The sequence below is a fragment of the Candidatus Omnitrophota bacterium genome (assembly GCA_028707125.1).
Taxonomy (GTDB): Bacteria; Omnitrophota; Gorgyraeia; order Gygaellales; family JAQTUX01; genus JAQTUX01.
Genome location: JAQTUX010000001.1, coordinates 414,858 through 431,752 on the forward strand (window position 1 = coordinate 414,858; position 16,895 = coordinate 431,752).

Annotated in this window: 13 protein-coding genes; all 13 read left to right on the plus strand. The window is 48.8% G+C overall.

Annotation, left to right across the window (positions count from 1 at the left end):
• Window positions 1-2 precede the first annotated feature (2 nt).
• The 13 genes from PHR44_01905 to PHR44_01965 all read left to right on the plus strand — a co-directional run bounded on the left by PHR44_01905 (window position 3) and on the right by PHR44_01965 (window position 16,883).
• Window positions 3-1,565: a tetratricopeptide repeat protein gene (locus PHR44_01905; GenBank protein MDD4909425.1), complete on the plus strand. Its 1,563-nt coding sequence runs from the start codon at window positions 3-5 to the stop codon at window positions 1,563-1,565.
• Between the two features lie 61 nt (window positions 1,566-1,626).
• A complete protein-coding gene (locus tag PHR44_01910) occupies window positions 1,627-2,961 on the plus strand; it encodes a DUF2142 domain-containing protein (GenBank protein MDD4909426.1) in 1,335 nt (444 codons plus the stop codon).
• Between the two features lie 33 nt (window positions 2,962-2,994).
• A complete protein-coding gene (locus PHR44_01915; GenBank protein MDD4909427.1) occupies window positions 2,995-5,058 on the plus strand; it encodes an alkaline phosphatase family protein in 2,064 nt (687 codons plus the stop codon).
• 5 nt (window positions 5,059-5,063) lie between these two features.
• A complete protein-coding gene (locus PHR44_01920) occupies window positions 5,064-5,864 on the plus strand; it encodes a sulfate adenylyltransferase subunit 2 (GenBank protein MDD4909428.1) in 801 nt (266 codons plus the stop codon).
• 7 nt (window positions 5,865-5,871) lie between these two features.
• Window positions 5,872-6,711 carry a sulfite exporter TauE/SafE family protein gene (locus PHR44_01925; GenBank protein MDD4909429.1) on the plus strand — a complete coding sequence of 280 codons (840 nt, stop codon included), beginning with the start codon at window positions 5,872-5,874 and terminating at the stop codon, window positions 6,709-6,711.
• Entirely contained in the window at window positions 6,692-7,942 is a 1,251-nt protein-coding gene (locus tag PHR44_01930; protein MDD4909430.1) for a GTP-binding protein, read from the plus strand. The genes PHR44_01925 and PHR44_01930 overlap by 20 nt, the downstream gene beginning before the upstream one ends.
• 33 nt (window positions 7,943-7,975) lie before the next feature.
• Window positions 7,976-9,004: a type II secretion system F family protein gene (locus tag PHR44_01935; GenBank protein ID MDD4909431.1), complete on the plus strand. Its 1,029-nt coding sequence runs from the start codon at window positions 7,976-7,978 to the stop codon at window positions 9,002-9,004.
• Window positions 9,005-9,044: 40 nt separating this feature from the next.
• Window positions 9,045-10,538, plus strand: coding sequence for a tetratricopeptide repeat protein (locus PHR44_01940; GenBank protein MDD4909432.1), 1,494 nt, complete (start codon window positions 9,045-9,047; stop codon window positions 10,536-10,538).
• 52 nt (window positions 10,539-10,590) lie between these two features.
• Entirely contained in the window at window positions 10,591-10,959 is a 369-nt protein-coding gene (locus PHR44_01945; GenBank protein ID MDD4909433.1) for a prepilin-type N-terminal cleavage/methylation domain-containing protein, read from the plus strand.
• A gap of 4 nt (window positions 10,960-10,963) precedes the next feature.
• Entirely contained in the window at window positions 10,964-14,008 is a 3,045-nt protein-coding gene (locus PHR44_01950; GenBank protein MDD4909434.1) for a type II secretion system protein GspK, read from the plus strand.
• A 167-nt stretch (window positions 14,009-14,175) separates the two neighbouring features.
• Window positions 14,176-14,688 (plus strand): sigma-70 family RNA polymerase sigma factor, encoded by a 513-nt coding sequence (locus PHR44_01955; protein ID MDD4909435.1) that lies wholly within the window; start codon window positions 14,176-14,178, stop codon window positions 14,686-14,688.
• A 141-nt stretch (window positions 14,689-14,829) separates the two neighbouring features.
• Complete coding sequence (locus PHR44_01960) at window positions 14,830-15,621, plus strand: hypothetical protein (protein MDD4909436.1); 792 nt, start codon at window positions 14,830-14,832, stop codon at window positions 15,619-15,621.
• A 20-nt stretch (window positions 15,622-15,641) separates the two neighbouring features.
• Window positions 15,642-16,883, plus strand: coding sequence for an ammonium transporter (locus tag PHR44_01965; protein ID MDD4909437.1), 1,242 nt, complete (start codon window positions 15,642-15,644; stop codon window positions 16,881-16,883).
• Window positions 16,884-16,895: the final 12 nt, after the last annotated feature.

Sequence of the window (16,895 nt, forward strand, 5' to 3'; positions counted from 1 at the left end):
TTATGGACCGGTTTGTATTCAGACAGAAGATAGTGTATGTTTTAGCCGGCATAATGCTGGCCTTAGCCGCCCTTGAGCTGGGTATGCGCATAACAGGCAAGGTCCTAAGTTATAGACAAAACAGGCGCAACACAATGGCATTACAGCGCAGTGGCGCATACCGCATTTTATGCCTGGGCGAGTCCACCACCGCGGGGCAGTGGCCGCTTTTCCTGGAAGAGATGCTTAATGAGAAGAAAACAGGGCTGAAATTTACGGTGATAGATAAGGGCGTCCCGGGGACCAACACCGGTTTCATAGTATCTATGCTGGAAGAGAATATTGACCGGTATAAACCCGATATGGTGATCACCATGATGGGGGCTAATGACGTTTGGACCAATATAGTATACAGGGGCACCCTGGCTGTGAGGACGGAGATATTTCTTAAAAATTTCAGGATATATAAGCTATTCAGAATATTAGCGGTGAATATTGCCGGGAAGATCCAGATAAGGCATGACGTAAAAGAGGCGGCCACTGCCCCGGTCCCCGAACATGATTACCTGAAATTGGCCGGTTCCTATGAGGCGCAAGGGCAATATGGCGAAGCGATCGCCATGTACCGCAAGGCCATCGAGGCCGATCCGGATAATAGCCGCATATATCAGACGTTAGGCATGCATTATCGTGAACAGGAAAAATACGAAGAGGCCGAACGCGTCCTGCAACGAGCCATTGAAATCGACCCGCGTAATGATTATGCGTATGTAGAGCTGGGGCGTTGTTATCTGGAGAGAAAGATGTGGGATAAGGGGATACCGGTATTGGAAAAGGCCATAGATATTAATCCTCGTGAAACATACGCTTATTTATTCCTGGGCATGGCCCTTAATGAGCTGCAGCAATGCGATAAGGCGATAGGGATATTAAAAGGCGCGCTGAACAGCGATCCGGATAATGTGTTTGCGCTGGAGGCGCTTGCGATATGCTCTGAGGGCCCGGGGTTATTCAAGGAACGGGAATACGCGTTTAAGAGATTGATAGCCCGTAATCACAGGGCCGCCTGGGCTTATGTTGAGCTGGGGCGCAGTTATGGCAAGCAGGGCAGGTTTGCCGAAGAGAGGGCTTTATATGAGAGTGGTATCGAGTCGTATCAGCGAAAAGACTTCCTCTACCGCCTGATCGCGTTATCTTTTGAGAAGGAAGGAAGACATAATATGGCAAGAAGGTATTTTAATATGGCCGCGGAGATGTCGATGAAACAGTATGATCATATAATGGCGCAGAATTATCGGCTCCTGAAAGATATCGTTAAAAGCAGGGGATTGCAGCTGGTATGCGTGCAATATCCAATGCGCAGCGCAGAGCCGTTAAAGGCGATGTTTGAGGTTACCGAGGGGGTTATTTTCGCAGATAATGAGAAAATATTTAAAGACGCTGTAGCGGCAGGCGGATATGGGGAATATTTTGTAGATAATTTCGGCGGCGACTTCGGCCATTGCACCGATAAAGGCAACCGCCTGTTAGCCGGGAATATAGCCGATACCATAGAAAGGGAATATTTCAGTGGAATGCCGCGATAGGGCTGTTTATTTACCAGGGTTTTTTCATAAGCCGGAGAACATATTTGCTATTATAGGGTTAATGTGGGGAATCCTGTTTGTATTTATAACCCCTCCTTTTCAGGCCCCTGATGAGGACCTTCATTTTTACCGCGCCTTTCATGTTTCCGAAGGCAATATAAAAGCTTCATTGCGCTCGGGCACGGCCGGGGGCCATCTGCCGCGCAGCCTCGAAGACACGGTCAAGGTCTTTTCCGGCGTGTCTTTTTTCCATAAGCATAAACAGAAAATAGGGGATATTATTTCTGCTGCCGGCCGTCCGCTTGACAGTGAAGACAGGGTATTTATTAATTTAAGGGCTATGGCGCGGCTCTCCCCGGTTGCCTATATCCCGCAGGCCCTGGGCATTATGCTGGGCAGGCTATTCGATCTCCCCGTGTTAATACTGATGTATCTGGGCCGTATATTTAACCTGTTATTCTGGATATTGGTCATGCGCCGCGCCATCAAAAACATCCCGTTACTTAAATGGGGCGTTTTGCTGTTAGCCCTTATGCCCATGTCGTTGTTTCTGGCCTCTTCCCTGAGCGCTGACGCGATGACAAACGCCCTGTCATTTCTTTTGATCGCGGTATTCCTGCGATGCGCGTTTGATAAGGGCGTATCCGTTATAAGCAGGAGAGAATTGGCCGTATTATTTTTATACTCTGGCCTGGCCGCCCTAAGCAAGCCGTACCTGTTTCTTGCATTATTGTTTCTTTTGATCCCGCGGGAGAAGTTTTGTTGCCTGAGAAGTTACCTTAAGGTATTTTTCTCATTGTTGTTTACCGGCATAGTTGTTCAGGGCATATGGTGCTTTACGATCAGGGAGCTGTTTGTGAGTATCAGGGCGGGAGTGGAAGCGTTGCCGCACATTTCTCTCGTTGTATTCGACCCCCTTAAGTACCTCGCGGTTTTGATCGGGACGCTGTATGCGAACGGGTTTTTTTACGCCGATTCGTTCATAGGCAGGCTTGGCTGGCTGGATACTCCCTTGCCGTTATTTCTGGTTATCTCGTATTACGCTGTCTTGATCCTCGTCCCTGTTCTTGAGCGCCCCTCCGGGATAACGATCCATTACAGGCAGAGAGTTGTGGCGCTTATAACAGCATTGGCGGGGTTTATTTTCGTGTTTACATCTCAGTATCTGTCTTATACGCCTTTATGGGGCGATATTATTGAAGGGGTGCAGGGCAGGTATTTCATTCCTTTCGCGCCGGTGTTATTCTTGATCCTCTATAACGGTAATATGCCGTTTAATATCAGGCGCTACGCTGCCATAGTAACAGGTTATGCCGTATTCGCGTTAAGTTACACATTGGTAGTTCTGGCGTGCCGGTATTATCTCCCGGTTGAATTTTATAACGCCCTCAGGTAAATGACGGCGTTTTAAAATGACGGCTAATATACCATGATCGTCATGAAACCGATATTGTATTATATCGACCCGGGTTCGGGGCTGCCTTTCTCGGGCTCGGGCCCGTTAATATCGGGCTTGCTGGCCGGGGTCATCGGATTTCTTTTGTTCGGCCTTAAGTGTCTTTTCAGGTTATTCAGAAGGCGCATTCCGCAGTTAATCTTAGTTGTTATCATAGCATTGATCATAATGATTGTGAGGTCAGATATGTTTAAAGGGCTATTTATGCAGGATTCAAAGAAAGTAATCATTTTAGGAATGGATGGTCTGGAGCCGGGTATCGTAGAGAAATTGATGAGGGAGGGGAGATTGCCGAATTTTTCCCGCCTGAAAGATATAGGCGCTTATAGCAAGCTGCATACATCTATTCCCTCTGAATCAGCGGTCGCCTGGACCAGCTTTTATACGGGGACAAATCCCGGCAAACACGGAATATACGATTTTATCATGCCGCGGTTTGAGAATTATCTGCCATATTTGAGCCTGACCAATACGCGCGCGGGAAGAGGCATCGCCAGGTACCAGCAGGGCGATGCGTTCTGGGATATTGCCTCAAGACATAGAATACCCAGCACTATATTATTCTGCCCTAATACCTTTCCGCCGGATAAGATCTACGGAAAGATGCTTTCCGGAATGGGGGTTACGGATTTGCGGGGGACGATGGGCACCTTTTCCTTTTATACAACCGCGCAGCCCTCCGGTAAAAAGGATACCGGCGGCCAGGTTTATTATGTAAAGGCCGAAGGCAACAGGATAAATACTTCTTTATTGGGGCCCAGGGATTCCTCGGGAAGCAAAAAGAAGGATTTCGCTATTCCTATGAAGATCGTTTTGCATCCCGAAAAGGGGATGGCCTCTATTGAGTTGGATAATAAGAGATTTGAATTGCGTGAATCCGAATGGTCCGCGTGGACAAGGATCAGGTTTAAGATCGGCGCGATAAAAAAAGTAAGCGGTACATGCAAATTTTACCTGAAGCGGATAGGCCCTGTTTTTGAACTTTATGTAAGCGCGATAAATATCGACCCCAGGCATCCGGCTTTTGCCGTCTCCTATCCTGAGGATTACGCGGCCAAGATCGCCGAAGAGACAGGGATGTATTCTACCTTAGGCATGCCTCATGATACCTGGGCGTTGAATGAAAACAGGATCGCCTACGGGACATATCTTCAGCAGTCAGACAGTATCTTTTCTGAAAGAGAGGCGATATTTAGAAATGAGTTGAAGAAATTCAGCAGGGGCATATTTTTCTTTTATTTCGGCACGTCCGATTCCCTTCAGCATATGTTCTGGCGTTTCAGCGGCCCCGGACACCCTGATTCCGGCAGAGGCCTGCCCGGACCTTACGGCGATGTGATCGAGACGCATTACCAGCGCCTGGACGGGATCCTGGGAGAGGTGTTGGATGGCTGCGTGGATAACAATACGTTGGTGATTGTGCTTTCTGACCATGGGTTCACGGCTTTCCGCAGGGCAGTGCATATAAACAGGTGGTTGATAGAAAATGGCTTTATGCGTCTTAAAGGCGGCGAAAAGGCAGGCGAGGAGTTTTTTGCTAATGTGGACTGGGCAAGGACCCGGGCCTATAGCCTGGGATTTGGCGGCATTTACATAAACCGGATCAATCGCGAGAGGGAGGGCATTGTATATCCGGGTAATGATAGCGAGGATGTAAAAGGCGCCATAAAGAAGAAACTGCTTGGTTTAAAAGACCCCAGGACGGGCCAGAAGGTGGTTAATAATGTCTATATCGGGAAAGAAATATTCCAGGGTCCCAATACAGATAAGGCGCCGGACCTATTTATAGGATTTGATCACGGATTCAGGGCGTCATGGCAGACAGCCCTGGGCGCCGCGCCCGAGGCGCTTATTGAAGACAATATGAAAAACTGGGGAGGAGACCACCTGGTTGATCCCGCTCTGGTGCCGGGCATATTATTGGTCAACAGGAAAATAGAGCGTAATGATCCCAACATAGTTGATATAGTCCCTACGATTCTAAGATTTTATGGCATTGAACCCCCGGATGATCTTGACGGCCGGCCCTTATTTTAGAGACCATGCATTATCTTGATGAGTTAGAAAATACAAGTATTTTTATAATCCGGGAAGCCCATTACAAATTTGCAAATATCGCCGCCCTGTGGTCTATAGGCAAGGATTCCACTACGCTTCTATGGCTTTGCCGCAAGGCGTTTTTCGGTAAGATCCCTTTTCCCATAATCCACATAGATACCGGATACAAGTTCCCCCAGATGTATAAATTCAGGGATATTTATGCTGAGAAATGGGGATTGGACCTTATTGTCGGCAGGAATGAAAAGGCCATAGAAAAGGGTTCTTCGCCCGAGAAAGGCAGGTTAGAGTGCTGTGATCTGCTTAAAACCGAGGCCTTAAAACAGACAATAGCCGGGCATGATCTCAAGGCCCTGCTCTTAGGCATAAGACGGGATGAGCACGGCATCAGGGCCAAAGAGCGGTATTTTTCTCCGCGCGACGACAAATTCCGATGGGATTATCAAAACCAGCCTGCTGAGCTCTGGGAGCATTATAAATCCAGCTTAGAAAAAGAAGGACATTTCAGGGTCCACCCGTTGCTCCATTGGACAGAACTGAATATCTGGCAATATATAAAGAGAGAAAAGATCCCTGTAACAGGGCTCTATTTTGCCAGGGGCGGCAAGCGTTATCGCAGCATCGGCTGCGTTCCTTGCTGCCGGCCCGTTGATTCAAAAGCAGATACCATAGATAAGATCATAGATGAACTTAAGACGACCCGGATCGCCGAACGCTCAGGAAGGGCGCAGGATAAAGAGAATGCCTATGCGATGCAGAAGTTAAGGTCGTTAGGGTATATGTAGAAAGCCGATGGAATTGACATTAATCTTTATTGTAATAATGATTATGACCGCATTTATATGTGAGTATGTGGATTCAACATTGGGCATGGGATACGGTACGGCGCTTACCCCCATCCTTTTACTCTTGGGGTTCAGCCCTTTACAGATCGTGCCTACGATATTGTTATCCGAATTGATCACCGGAATATCGGCGGGGCTCCTGCATCATAAGCAGGGCAATGTAGAATTCAAATTAAAGACGAATAATCTTGCTTTGATCTTTCGGAAAGTAAGTTCCCTGGGGTTTAGAGAAAGTTTCATAAGGGGTGTTTCCAAACATCTGAAGATCGGTCTGTTGCTGGCCGTCTGCAGCGTAATAGGGACTGTTGCCGCGGTCTTTGTCGCGGTTAACATTCCTAAATTCTGGCTTAACCTCTATATCGGATGTCTGGTGTTTTCAATGGGGATAATTATCATTGTCTGCTTTAATAGAAGTTTCCCCTTTTCCTGGAGAAAGATTACCTTTTTGGGCATAATTGCTTCTTTTAATAAAGGGATGAGCGGAGGCGGATATGGGCCGTTGGTAACCAGCGGCCAGATTTTATCCGGGGTTGATGGTAAGAGCGCCGTAGGCATTACCTCTTTGGCCGAAGGTTTGACCTGTGCGGTGGGGGTAATCACCTATCTATTCGTTGCCAAAAATCCCATTGATTGGAAATTGGCCCCCTATATTATTACCGGCGCTGTGTTGTCCGTGCCTTTTTCAGTAATAAGCGTAAAAAAGATAACAGGGGAGAGATTAAAAATAGCCATCGCCTTGTTTACCATAATACTTGGCGCGGCGACTATTGTACGAACCTTACGTTGAGATGAATGATGACACGCTTAAATTAGTTATAGTCGGCCATGTGGACCACGGCAAATCTACGTTAATAGGCAGGCTGCTGTTTGATACCGGCTCGTTGTCTAAAGATAGGATCGAGGAAATAGAAAAGACCTCAAAGGAATTAGGCAAAGAGTTTGAACTCGCCTTCCTGACGGATCATCTTAGGGAAGAAAGGGAAGGGGCCAGGACTATAGATACTACACAGGTTTTCTTTTCCGCCGGCAAGAGGCATTACGCCATAATTGACGCGCCCGGGCACGTTGAGTTTATAAAAAATATGATCACAGGCACAACGCATGCGGACGTCGCGATCTTAGTGGTGAGCGTAAAGGAAGGGGTAGAAGAGCAAACCAGGAGGCATGCCTATTTACTGAAAATGTTAGGCATAAGGAATCTGATCGTTGCCGTGAACAAAATGGATATGGTTGATTATAGCCGGTCCGAGTTTCTGGCGGTTAAGAGGAAGACGGAGGAATTACTGTCCTTGATCGGTATTGCTGCCCTGGATATCATCCCCATATCTGCCAGGGAAGGAGATAATATTATCAGTGATTCAAGGCGAATGCTTTGGCACAGAGGCCGTTCTTTGCTGGAGGTGTTAGATGGGGCAGGTTTAGACGCGTTTACCGGCAGCGGGATCCTACGCCTTCCGGTACAGGATATGTATAGCATGGGAGATAAAAAGCTCTATGTCGGCAGGGTGGAATCCGGAGAACTCAATGAGAAGCAATCGGTATTGGTTCTTCCTTGCAATAAGATGGTAACTGTGGAATCAATTCATAAATTTAAGAAGAGAATACGCAGGGCGGGCATAGGCGAATGCGTTGGTTTTATTCTTAAAGAACCGGTAATTATCAGCCGCGGCGAGGTTATTTGCGGGGAAAAAGATGCCCCCGCGATTACCCGGCGTTTTAAGGCTGTCATATTTTGTATGTCCAACGGGCCTCTTAAAGTTGATGAAGAACTGGTCTTTAAGTGCGTTACTCAGGAGGTTTTATGCCGGGTTGAAAAGATAGAAAGAAGGATTGATCCCTCTTCGTTGAGGTCATCAGGAAATGACGCGAAGTGCCTGGAATACGCATTGGCGGGAGAGGTCAGCATAAAGACAGAGCAGCCCGTAGTTATTGATGATTTTCGCAGAGTCAGCCGATTAGGAAGATTCATCTTGGAAAAAGAACACGATGTAGTGGCCGGAGGAATAGTAACTTATTGACTTAGGGTATTTCTCTGTGTTATTATAAATCCGATGTCTAAACTGATCATCAGTTTTACCCGCCAGTTATCCACCCTTGTCAAGGCAGGCATTCCGCTCCTGCGCGCCCTGCAGATAATCGCCCCCCAGGTCCAGGACAGGCGCTTCAGGAATGCGGTTGAGCAGGTCCTTATTGACGTGGAAGAGGGCAAAAGCCTGTCAGAGGCGCTGTCGCTGCACCGCAGGTATTTCTCTAATTTCTACATAAATATGATAAAGGCCGCGGAGGTCAGCGGCAACTTGGCCGCGGTATTGAAAGAACTCTCCGATTATCTCGTGCAGAACAGGAAACTTTTAAACAGCGTGCGTTCCGCGATGATGTACCCGATCTTCGTTTTGTTTATGTCCGTAAGCATCCTGGCGATCATAATGGTTTTCGTCATACCTACCTTGACAAAGATCTTCGCGGATCTGGGCGGAGACCTGCCTCCGGCAACCAAGCTTCTTATAGGGATGAGTAATTTTATTGTTGAATGGGGATACTTATTCCTTCTGGGGCTTGTTCTTTTCGGCTTTTTTATTTTCTTTATGTCCAGAAAACCCGCCCTAAGCAGGATTCTAAATGCCTGGAAGTGGAAATTCCCTGTATTAGGCGATATATTGAAGATGGTCACCATCGGAAGATTTTGCCGCACCCTCGGCACCCTGCTTTCATCAGGAGTAACTATTTTAAAGGGGCTGGAGGTGTTGAGGGAAACCACTATATCTCCTTTGGTGGAAGATGCCCTGGCTTATATTTATGAAAAGGTGGAAGGGGGCACTAATCTTTCCGATGCCATGGAAGAAACGGGGGTTTTTCCCCTTACCGTAGTAAAGATGGTGGGTATCGGAGAGGAGAGCGGCAAGGTTTCCGGCTTGCTTCTGGAAATAGCCGAGGACTATGAAGACGAGGTCTCTACAGCGTTGACCGGTTTTATATCGCTTCTTGAACCTCTCTTGATAGTGGTGATGGGCGTGATCATCGGATTTATCGTGATATCTTTATTCTTCCCCATATTTACCATGGGAGAGCTGGTAAAATAGCGCGCTCCCTCCTTCATAAGCACGGTTCTTGTCAGAGGATATGCAGAGAACTCCCCCCTCAAAGATAACGCTTCGGCAGAAAATAATGTTGGTGATGTTTGGGCTTGCTCTTTTTATTCTATTGCTTGAACTGAGCTTACGGCTTGGCAGTTGTATTTTGTCATCTTTTCAGGAATACAGAAACAGGGTTACTTTGAGGCAAAAAGGCGCATACCGTATCATGTGTTTAGGAGAGTCAACCACTGTGTTGGGAGGCAGCAACGCCTATCCCTATCAACTCGAGAGAATATTGAACCGGCAGGCAACAGGCATAAGGTTCAGCGTGGTAAATAAGGGATTGGGAGGGGACAATACCGCGGATATACTAAGCGATCTGGAGGAAAAACTTGACAGATACAAGCCGGATATGATCATCGCGATGATGGGCATAAACGATGGCGGGCAGCATATGCGCTATAAAGAAACGCCTGGATCAGGGAGATTATTCTTGAGGTATTTCAGGACGTATAAATTAGCCAGGATCGCCTGGATGCATATCATGGCCATGGTGAAGGGCGCGGCCGGGCCCAGGGCGTTTCTCAGCCCGAAAGAGTGTTATGCCGAAAGCCCCGGCTCTATGTCCGATTATAATAGATATGTGGAGGCGGGAAGATTATATATAAAAAAGGACGATTATGCCGGGGCGGAAGACATGTTTGAGAAGGCGCTTGAACTGGATCCCGCGGATCCGGGTTTATATATGGAATTAGAGATATGTTATAATAAACAGGGCAAGTTTTCCGACGCGGAGAGGATGTTCACAAAGGCAATAGAAATCGACCCCGGAAATTACTCCATATATATAGGATTAGGCGTATTTTACAGGGATCAAGGTAATCTTGAAGAGGCCAAGAATATATTGAACAGGGCGATTGGATTAGAACCGGATTGCCCGGATGCTTATATTGAACTGGCCTGGTGCTATAAGGATAACACGGCGGATGAGCTGCTAAAGAAGGCAATCGAATTGGATACCCTGAATTATGATACCTATATAAGTTCCGGTATGCTGTATAAGTACCATAATAACTATATCAAGGCCGAAAGCATGTTTAAGAAGGCGGTCGCGCTGGACCCGGATAATGAACAGGGGCATATCTGGCTGGCTGTCTTATACAGCCAGACGGGGAAAGATGATCTGGCGGCAAGATATTACAAGGCAGCGCATCAATTGAGGGATGAGTATTATAATTCTATGACTTACCGCAATTACCAGGAGCTTAAGAGCATTGTAGACAGAAGGGGCATTAAGCTGGTATGCGTGCAGTATCCTATGCGCAGCATAGAGCCGCTGAAAAGAATATTTGAATATCAGGACGGCATTATATTTGTAGACAATGAGAAGATATTTAAGGACGCGGTAGGCAGGGACGGCTATGGCGTTTATTTTGGGGATAGTTTTGCCGGTGACTTCGGCCACTGCACGCCCGAAGGCAACAGGCTTCTGGCCGAAAATATAGCATTCGTGCTGTTAAAAGAGTATTTTAATAAGTAAATATTTTATTGTATACTTATTCAACGCGCCATTTCTATTATAAGGTTTGTTTATGATAAGCAGGCATAAGGCTATTTTCGGGTTTACCTTAATAGAGATAATAATCTCCCTGAGCATCCTTGCCCTGGGGCTTGTGTCTCTGTTTAATTTTTTCCCCGTAGGTTTAACCGCGTTAAGGTACGCGCGTAGAGTTAACGATATCGCCCTGTTCGCGCAGAAGCAGCTTGAGCATATCAAGACATTCCCGGATACGACTGAATTATCGGGGGAGGCGGAGAACTTTACCTGGCAGATGGCCAGGGCGCCGTTGGACCTGGAGGAGGGCATAAAGGTTACCGTCGTAGAGTTAAAGATAGATTATGAATTCGGAGGGAGCGCCCTTGAAGAAAGATTTGTCACTTATCTGGACGCGCAGGAATAAGGGAATGAATAACAAAGGGCAGGCGATATTTCTGGTGCTGGGCATACTGACTATCTTATTTATAGTGGGCGTGACAATGTTTTATTTTACGCAGAGAGAGCGCGCCGCGGCAGTAAGGTTTGTTGAGAGCGTGCGTTCTCAATACGCGGCAGAGGCGGGGGTTGTGTATGCCAGGAATATCCTCAGGCAGGATAAGAAGCAGAACGCCGTTGACGGGTTCAACGATAAGCAGTTCACCTTTTTTAAGGGTGAGGATCATGATGTAGATAAGGACGGGATAAACGAAAGCCGCTGGCTTACCTTGCGGGACGCGAATAACGGCGAATTCGCGAGGGTCGCCGTGTTGGTTTCCGACGAGGCGGGCAAGGTCAATATAAATACCGCGGGTACCGGGGTCGCGGCCGGAAACGGGGTCAATCTGTATGAGGTCAACCTGAGCGGTTTACTTTCGGCTATAGGGCTGCCCGCGCAGCTGGCGGGGGAGATAATCTCCTACCGGCTGGGCCCAAACGGCCTTCCCGGAGACGCGGGCGTAGATGACAATGGCAATAATTATCTGTTTGAAAATAACGGCTGGGACGACGACAGCGACGGGGTTGTTGATGAAAAAGGCGAAGGCGTGGATGAAATGCAGGAGTGCGATCCCTTTTACGTATATGGGGACGACAGGGTCTGGGGCATACCTGAGGGGGTTTCCCGCATCGAGCTCGATCCTTTGGCATTGGATTTAGATAAGGCATTGCGCTACGTCACATCTTACTCCAGGGATTATGAGGTCGGCTTGAACGGTTCGCGCCGCCTTTCCTTAAGAGGCGCGAGGGCGCAGGATGTGCTTGAGGCGTTCTTAAGCGCGGGGGTCACTAATGCCTATAAAAGCGCGGCCGATTTTGTGGACGCGTTCGATCCCGACCTTTCCCAGGCCTATATTGATAAATATTATTTTAAGATACAGCCTTCGGGCCTGGTCAATCCGGGCGGATGGGTAAGCGCGGGGGGTTCTTACATGGCCCAGGCCGGTTCGGCGGAAGGGGTGTTCCGCTGGCAGAACCTGCCTTTGGCAGACGGTGAATATTACTGCTCTTTGTACGGCAACCCCTCCTCTGTGTATATCGGCGATGTGGTTTATCCCGACGGTAAGGTTGACGCTGACCTGCGCCATATGGCGGTATTGATAAAGAAGGTAACGGTATCCGGAGGCTCTTTTGAGTTAACAATAAGGCCCCATAAGGAAAAGATCTCTTATCTTTCCACCGCTGAGCTTTCTCTCACGCAGTCAAAACAGGGGCTCAGCCGCGCCAAGATCGCTGGCCGCGAGGCGATAGTCATTAATGAGATCATGCCCAATCTTTCCGTTGAGGCGTCTGTTTCCGCGAATGACGCTCCGGGAGGCGATTGGATATTTGAGGGAGATTATTTCAAGAATGCCGTACACGAGGGCGGCAAAGCAGGGGAAGGCAAATGGGTATTTGAAGAGATAAGGCAGGGTTATTATTATCTGCGGCTTTTGGGCCTGGCGAGTTCGCTTGTGGGAGACGTTTCTTGCGGCGGGGAAAATGCCTCCGGCGTTATTTCCGGCGACTATCTTCCTGAGCCCGTCTATGTGGGAGGAGACGGAGAATTAAACGTATATATACAGAATAATTCTACGAATCAGACCGCCTATTTCAAGGGCATCATGCTTACTCAACAGCCGGACGCCGAATACATAGAGCTGCTTAATCTATCCGGCAAGGAGATCGATCTGAGTAATTTTGTGGTCGAGGTGTATGATAACAAGGGGCAGCTTGCCGTGGGGTATCCCGCGGAGATACCTTCTAATACCGCCATCGGCTCTTACGAATATCTGGTCCTGGCTGTTGACGCCAAAGATACAAGCCCGGAAGGCCTGAAGAATAACGGCCTGAGCTTTAAGTCCGTCTGGGGCTCCGAGGCGGCAGGCCTTGAGTTTGATAAGACGGTCAATGCCGGCTACGACCTTATTCCCGACGGGGGCGGCAGCATAATGCTTAAGACGCCGGAGGGATCGGCGGTTGATTCGGTTGAATATGTTTCCGCGGGCAACTTTGTAGCCCTTGAGCGTTCAGACCCTACCGCCGACTACGACAGCGACGCGGACGGAAAATTTGACGGCTGGTTTAACTGCCTGGATAAAAAAGGCGGCACACCGGGCGCGGAGAACGACAACAGCGATATGTATGATACCGACCCGTCTACGGGAAAGCCGTACAAACACAGCATAGACGAAGTGGGCGTATTCAATCGTTACATCTATAATATAGCCGATTTTGTTAATCTGTCTTCCGGCTCCAGATGGCAGAAAAGGGCGGTTTATGATCTGGCAAAAATAGCGGATAAGTTTTCCGTGAATTCTTTGGATCTGGCGCTTGCGGGCAATTTTGTTGAAGGCGATTGGCGGCTTAAGTCGGGTATGTTTATTCCCAATCAAACAGGTTCAAGAGGGCTCTGGCGATGGGATAAGGTCCCCGCGGGGACATTTGATCTGAGGGTGATGGGCGAAGAACAGGGCCACCCTAATTTTATAAAGGTGGGCATCAAGATCGGCGAGGAAGGCGAATTCATATCTTCCTCTTCGTTATTGATAGAGAACGGCCAGGCATATTACGGCAAGATCGCGGTGCCCGCGGCTACTTCTCTGGAGATGGAGATAACGGACAACTCATCGGAGTTGATAGGGTTTAATTACCTTATTATCGAGCCCCTGTATGAGGTCGGCGGCAGGATAAATATAAATACAGCGCCGGTTGAGGTCCTGGGGGCGCTGTCCCTGTCTTCTTCAGCGATAGACAATATTTTGATCAACAGGCCGTTCGGGGAAGAAGACGCGAGGAAATTAGGTACGGGCGAATTGCTTATATCCGATACTTTAGGTGTAAGCGATGAAGAAAAATTAGAGAGTTTTAGACTGATAAGTAATTTGATAACCGTAAAATCGGATATGTATAAGATAGTAAGCGCGGGTGAGGGCATTAAGGAAGGTAAGGCAAGCGGCATAAGCCAGGTAGTAACCGCGGTGGTGCAGAGGCAGTAACATAAGACAACAAAAAACTTGACAGATACATATTAACAGGGTATACTTTATTAGACAGAGCAGTTAAACAGGCAAAGAAGCCCCAAAGCGATTTGGGGTTTTTTGTTTATTGAGGCGAGGGCGCCCTTTTTAAGCGATGTTACGCTTAGAAAGGGTGTTTTATTTTTATGAACTTCAAGGAACTATACGAAAGAATATCGCCTAAGCTAAGGCGGCTGGCAAGGGCTCGCAGCGCGCACCGCGCGTTGTTGGGAGAGGATGACCTTTATCAGGAGGCCTGCCTTCATCTCTGGAATAATTTCAGGGAAGGCATGCCCGAAGGCGTAAACGAGTCCTATATAGTTAAAAGCTGTGAATTCCATATCCTGAACTATCTTAGGAAGAAGAGGGGGCGTTTTAAGGTCCTGAATCTGGATGAGCCGATCAACGAAGGAGGCGACACATTAGGCGATTTGCTTCCCGACAATAAGGCGCGGGGCGAAGAGCACATAGACAGGGCTATAACTATTGACGACATAAGGAACAACGGCTTTAGCGACAGGGAAAAACAGGTCTTCTCGCTTTTGATCAAGGGCTGCACAGTCAGGGAGGCAGGCAGGGCGCTGGGCATATCGCACGTGATGGTGGTAAGGGCCAGGAAGAGCATAATAAGCAAATGGCGGAGAGAAGAAAATAAATGAGTTACCAGGCAGCCCGGTTCCTTACTTATACAGATAGAAGCAGGCAATAGATTATCAAGGTAGATACGTTTTTGGGCAGTGACGTCCAGTTTGATGCTGAGTAAGGCATAAGAGCTGGGCGTTTTTGTTTAAGGAGGGAATATGGGAAGAATGACTGTGGTGTTGCTGGTAGTTTTTACCGCCGCGCTTGCCTGGTTCTCGTCGGCTTCATTCGCGTTCAACGCGGGAAGCCAGGAGGTGGCGGTTACGCTTTCGGAGAGCTACGTGTCCAGCTATATCTGGCGGGGCCAGGATCTTTACGCCGACAACGACGCGGCGCATCAGCCGAGCATTGATATCGCCCTTCCAGGCCTTTTCCACGGCACGGATGTCTCCGTTAATATCTGGGGCTCTTTTCCTTTGAGCGGGGGCCATGAGGACGCGGAAGAGATGGACTATACCATAACCTTTTCAAGGGATATCGGAAAATTGCTTAATCTATCTTCAGGGTATACATATTTCGATTACCCGAATACCGCTAAGACCGCCGATGTGCAGGAGCCATGGCTGTCCGCGACGCTGAATAAGCTGCCGTTACTTCCGCTTGATGTCTGGCTGTCAGTATTTGCCGGTTATGATTTTCAGGTTGCCTCAGGCGGGCCGGATGAGGGATGGTATTATTCCTGGGGTTTTGGCACGGCCCTTCCGCTGCCGCGGTTATCCTTCTTCCAGGAAGAGCAGACGCTGGAGCTGGGGCTGGTTAATTGGGGCAATGACGGCGTGGCGGATTTAAAGTCGGATTCACTTTACGCGACGGAGTTATCGGCGGCAACTTCCTATGCTTTCAAGGGGTTCAGCGTGACCCCCAACGTTCATTACACATTGAGCCATGAGGACAGCATCAACAGGGATGACGAGCTCTGGGGCGGCGTTCAGATTAGTTATGCGTTTTAGCCAATAAAAGGGAGGTAGGTATGTCTGCCGTAGGTCTTGATACGCTGTGGGTTTTAATTACCGCGTTCCTCGTGTTCTTTATGCAGGCGGGATTCGGCATGGTTGAGGCGGGGTTTATCCGAGCCAAGAACACCTGTAATATCCTCACCAAGAATTTCCTGGATTTCTGTATGGCATCGCTGGGCTTCTTTATTTTCGGGTACGCGATCATGTTCGGCGCCGGAAACGGCTTTATGGGTTTAAGCGGCTGGTTTCTTTCCGGAGCGCAGTCGGGCGCCCCCATACCTCTTTACGCGTTCTGGCTGTTTCAGGCCGCGTTCTGCGGGGCGGCGGCAACCATAGTCGCCGGAGGCATGGCGGAGAGGATGAAGTTTCCCGCCTATCTCATATACTCCTTTCTTATCTCCGCGTTTATTTATCCCATAGTCGGCCATTGGATCTGGGGAGGCGGCTGGCTTTCAAAATTAGGTTTCAGCGATTTCGCCGGCTCAACCGTAGTGCACGCGGTAGGCGGGTTTGCCGCGCTCATAGGAACGCTTATGCTGGGCCCGAGAATAGGAAAATATAACCCGGACGGCACGGCAAACGCGATTGCCGGCCATTCCATACCGCTTGCGTCGCTGGGCGTTTTTATCCTCTGGTTTGGCTGGTTCGGATTTAATCCCGGCTCAACCTTAAGCGTGGGGGACGGCAGCCTGATAGCCAGAGTGGCGATTAATACTAATTTAGCCGCTGCGACAGGAGGCATCTGCGCTATGTTCACGGTCTGGCGGATGTTCGGGAAGCCCGACCTTTCCATGGCCATGAACGGAGCCCTGGCAGGCCTTGTGGCCATCACCGCGCCTTGCGCGTTCGTTGAGCCCTGGGCCGCCATCGCGATAGGGGCTGTGGCGGGAGTTATTGTAGTTCTGGGTGTAGTGCTGCTGGATAAGGCCAGGATAGACGACCCTGTAGGCGCGGTCCCGGTCCATGCCCTTAACGGCATCTGGGGAACGTTGTCCATCGGCATCTTCGGACAGAAGGCGCTGGGCCTTGCCAACAACGGCCTGCTTTACGGCGGCGGCTTGAGGCAGTTAGGTATTCAGGCCTTAGGCGCGGCTTCAGCCGTTGCGTTTGTGCTTTTGACCATGGGGTGCGTATTTAAACTTATAGATATGTTTGTGGGCCTGCGGGTTACACGCGAAGAGGAACTGAAGGGGCTGGACATAGGAGAGCACGGTATGGAGTCATATTCCGGATTCCAGATATTTACCACGCAATAATGGGGAGGTAAA

Bases quoted from the DNA above. Each gene is read 5' to 3' on its own strand.
- PHR44_01940 (MDD4909432.1), top strand. From the start codon at position 9,045: ATGCAGAGAACTCCCCCCTCAAAGATAACGCTTCGGCAGAAAATAATG.
- PHR44_01910 (MDD4909426.1), top strand. From the start codon at position 1,627: ATGTGGGGAATCCTGTTTGTATTTATAACCCCTCCTTTTCAGGCCCCT.
- PHR44_01925 (MDD4909429.1), top strand. From the start codon at position 5,872: ATGGAATTGACATTAATCTTTATTGTAATAATGATTATGACCGCATTT.
- PHR44_01905 (MDD4909425.1), top strand. From the start codon at position 3: ATGGACCGGTTTGTATTCAGACAGAAGATAGTGTATGTTTTAGCCGGC.
- PHR44_01915 (MDD4909427.1), top strand. From the start codon at position 2,995: ATGATCGTCATGAAACCGATATTGTATTATATCGACCCGGGTTCGGGG.
- PHR44_01950 (MDD4909434.1), top strand. From the start codon at position 10,964: ATGAATAACAAAGGGCAGGCGATATTTCTGGTGCTGGGCATACTGACT.
- PHR44_01960 (MDD4909436.1), top strand. From the start codon at position 14,830: ATGGGAAGAATGACTGTGGTGTTGCTGGTAGTTTTTACCGCCGCGCTT.
- PHR44_01955 (MDD4909435.1), top strand. From the start codon at position 14,176: ATGAACTTCAAGGAACTATACGAAAGAATATCGCCTAAGCTAAGGCGG.
- PHR44_01935 (MDD4909431.1), top strand. From the start codon at position 7,976: ATGTCTAAACTGATCATCAGTTTTACCCGCCAGTTATCCACCCTTGTC.
- PHR44_01965 (MDD4909437.1), top strand. From the start codon at position 15,642: ATGTCTGCCGTAGGTCTTGATACGCTGTGGGTTTTAATTACCGCGTTC.
- PHR44_01945 (MDD4909433.1), top strand. From the start codon at position 10,591: ATGATAAGCAGGCATAAGGCTATTTTCGGGTTTACCTTAATAGAGATA.
- PHR44_01920 (MDD4909428.1), top strand. From the start codon at position 5,064: ATGCATTATCTTGATGAGTTAGAAAATACAAGTATTTTTATAATCCGG.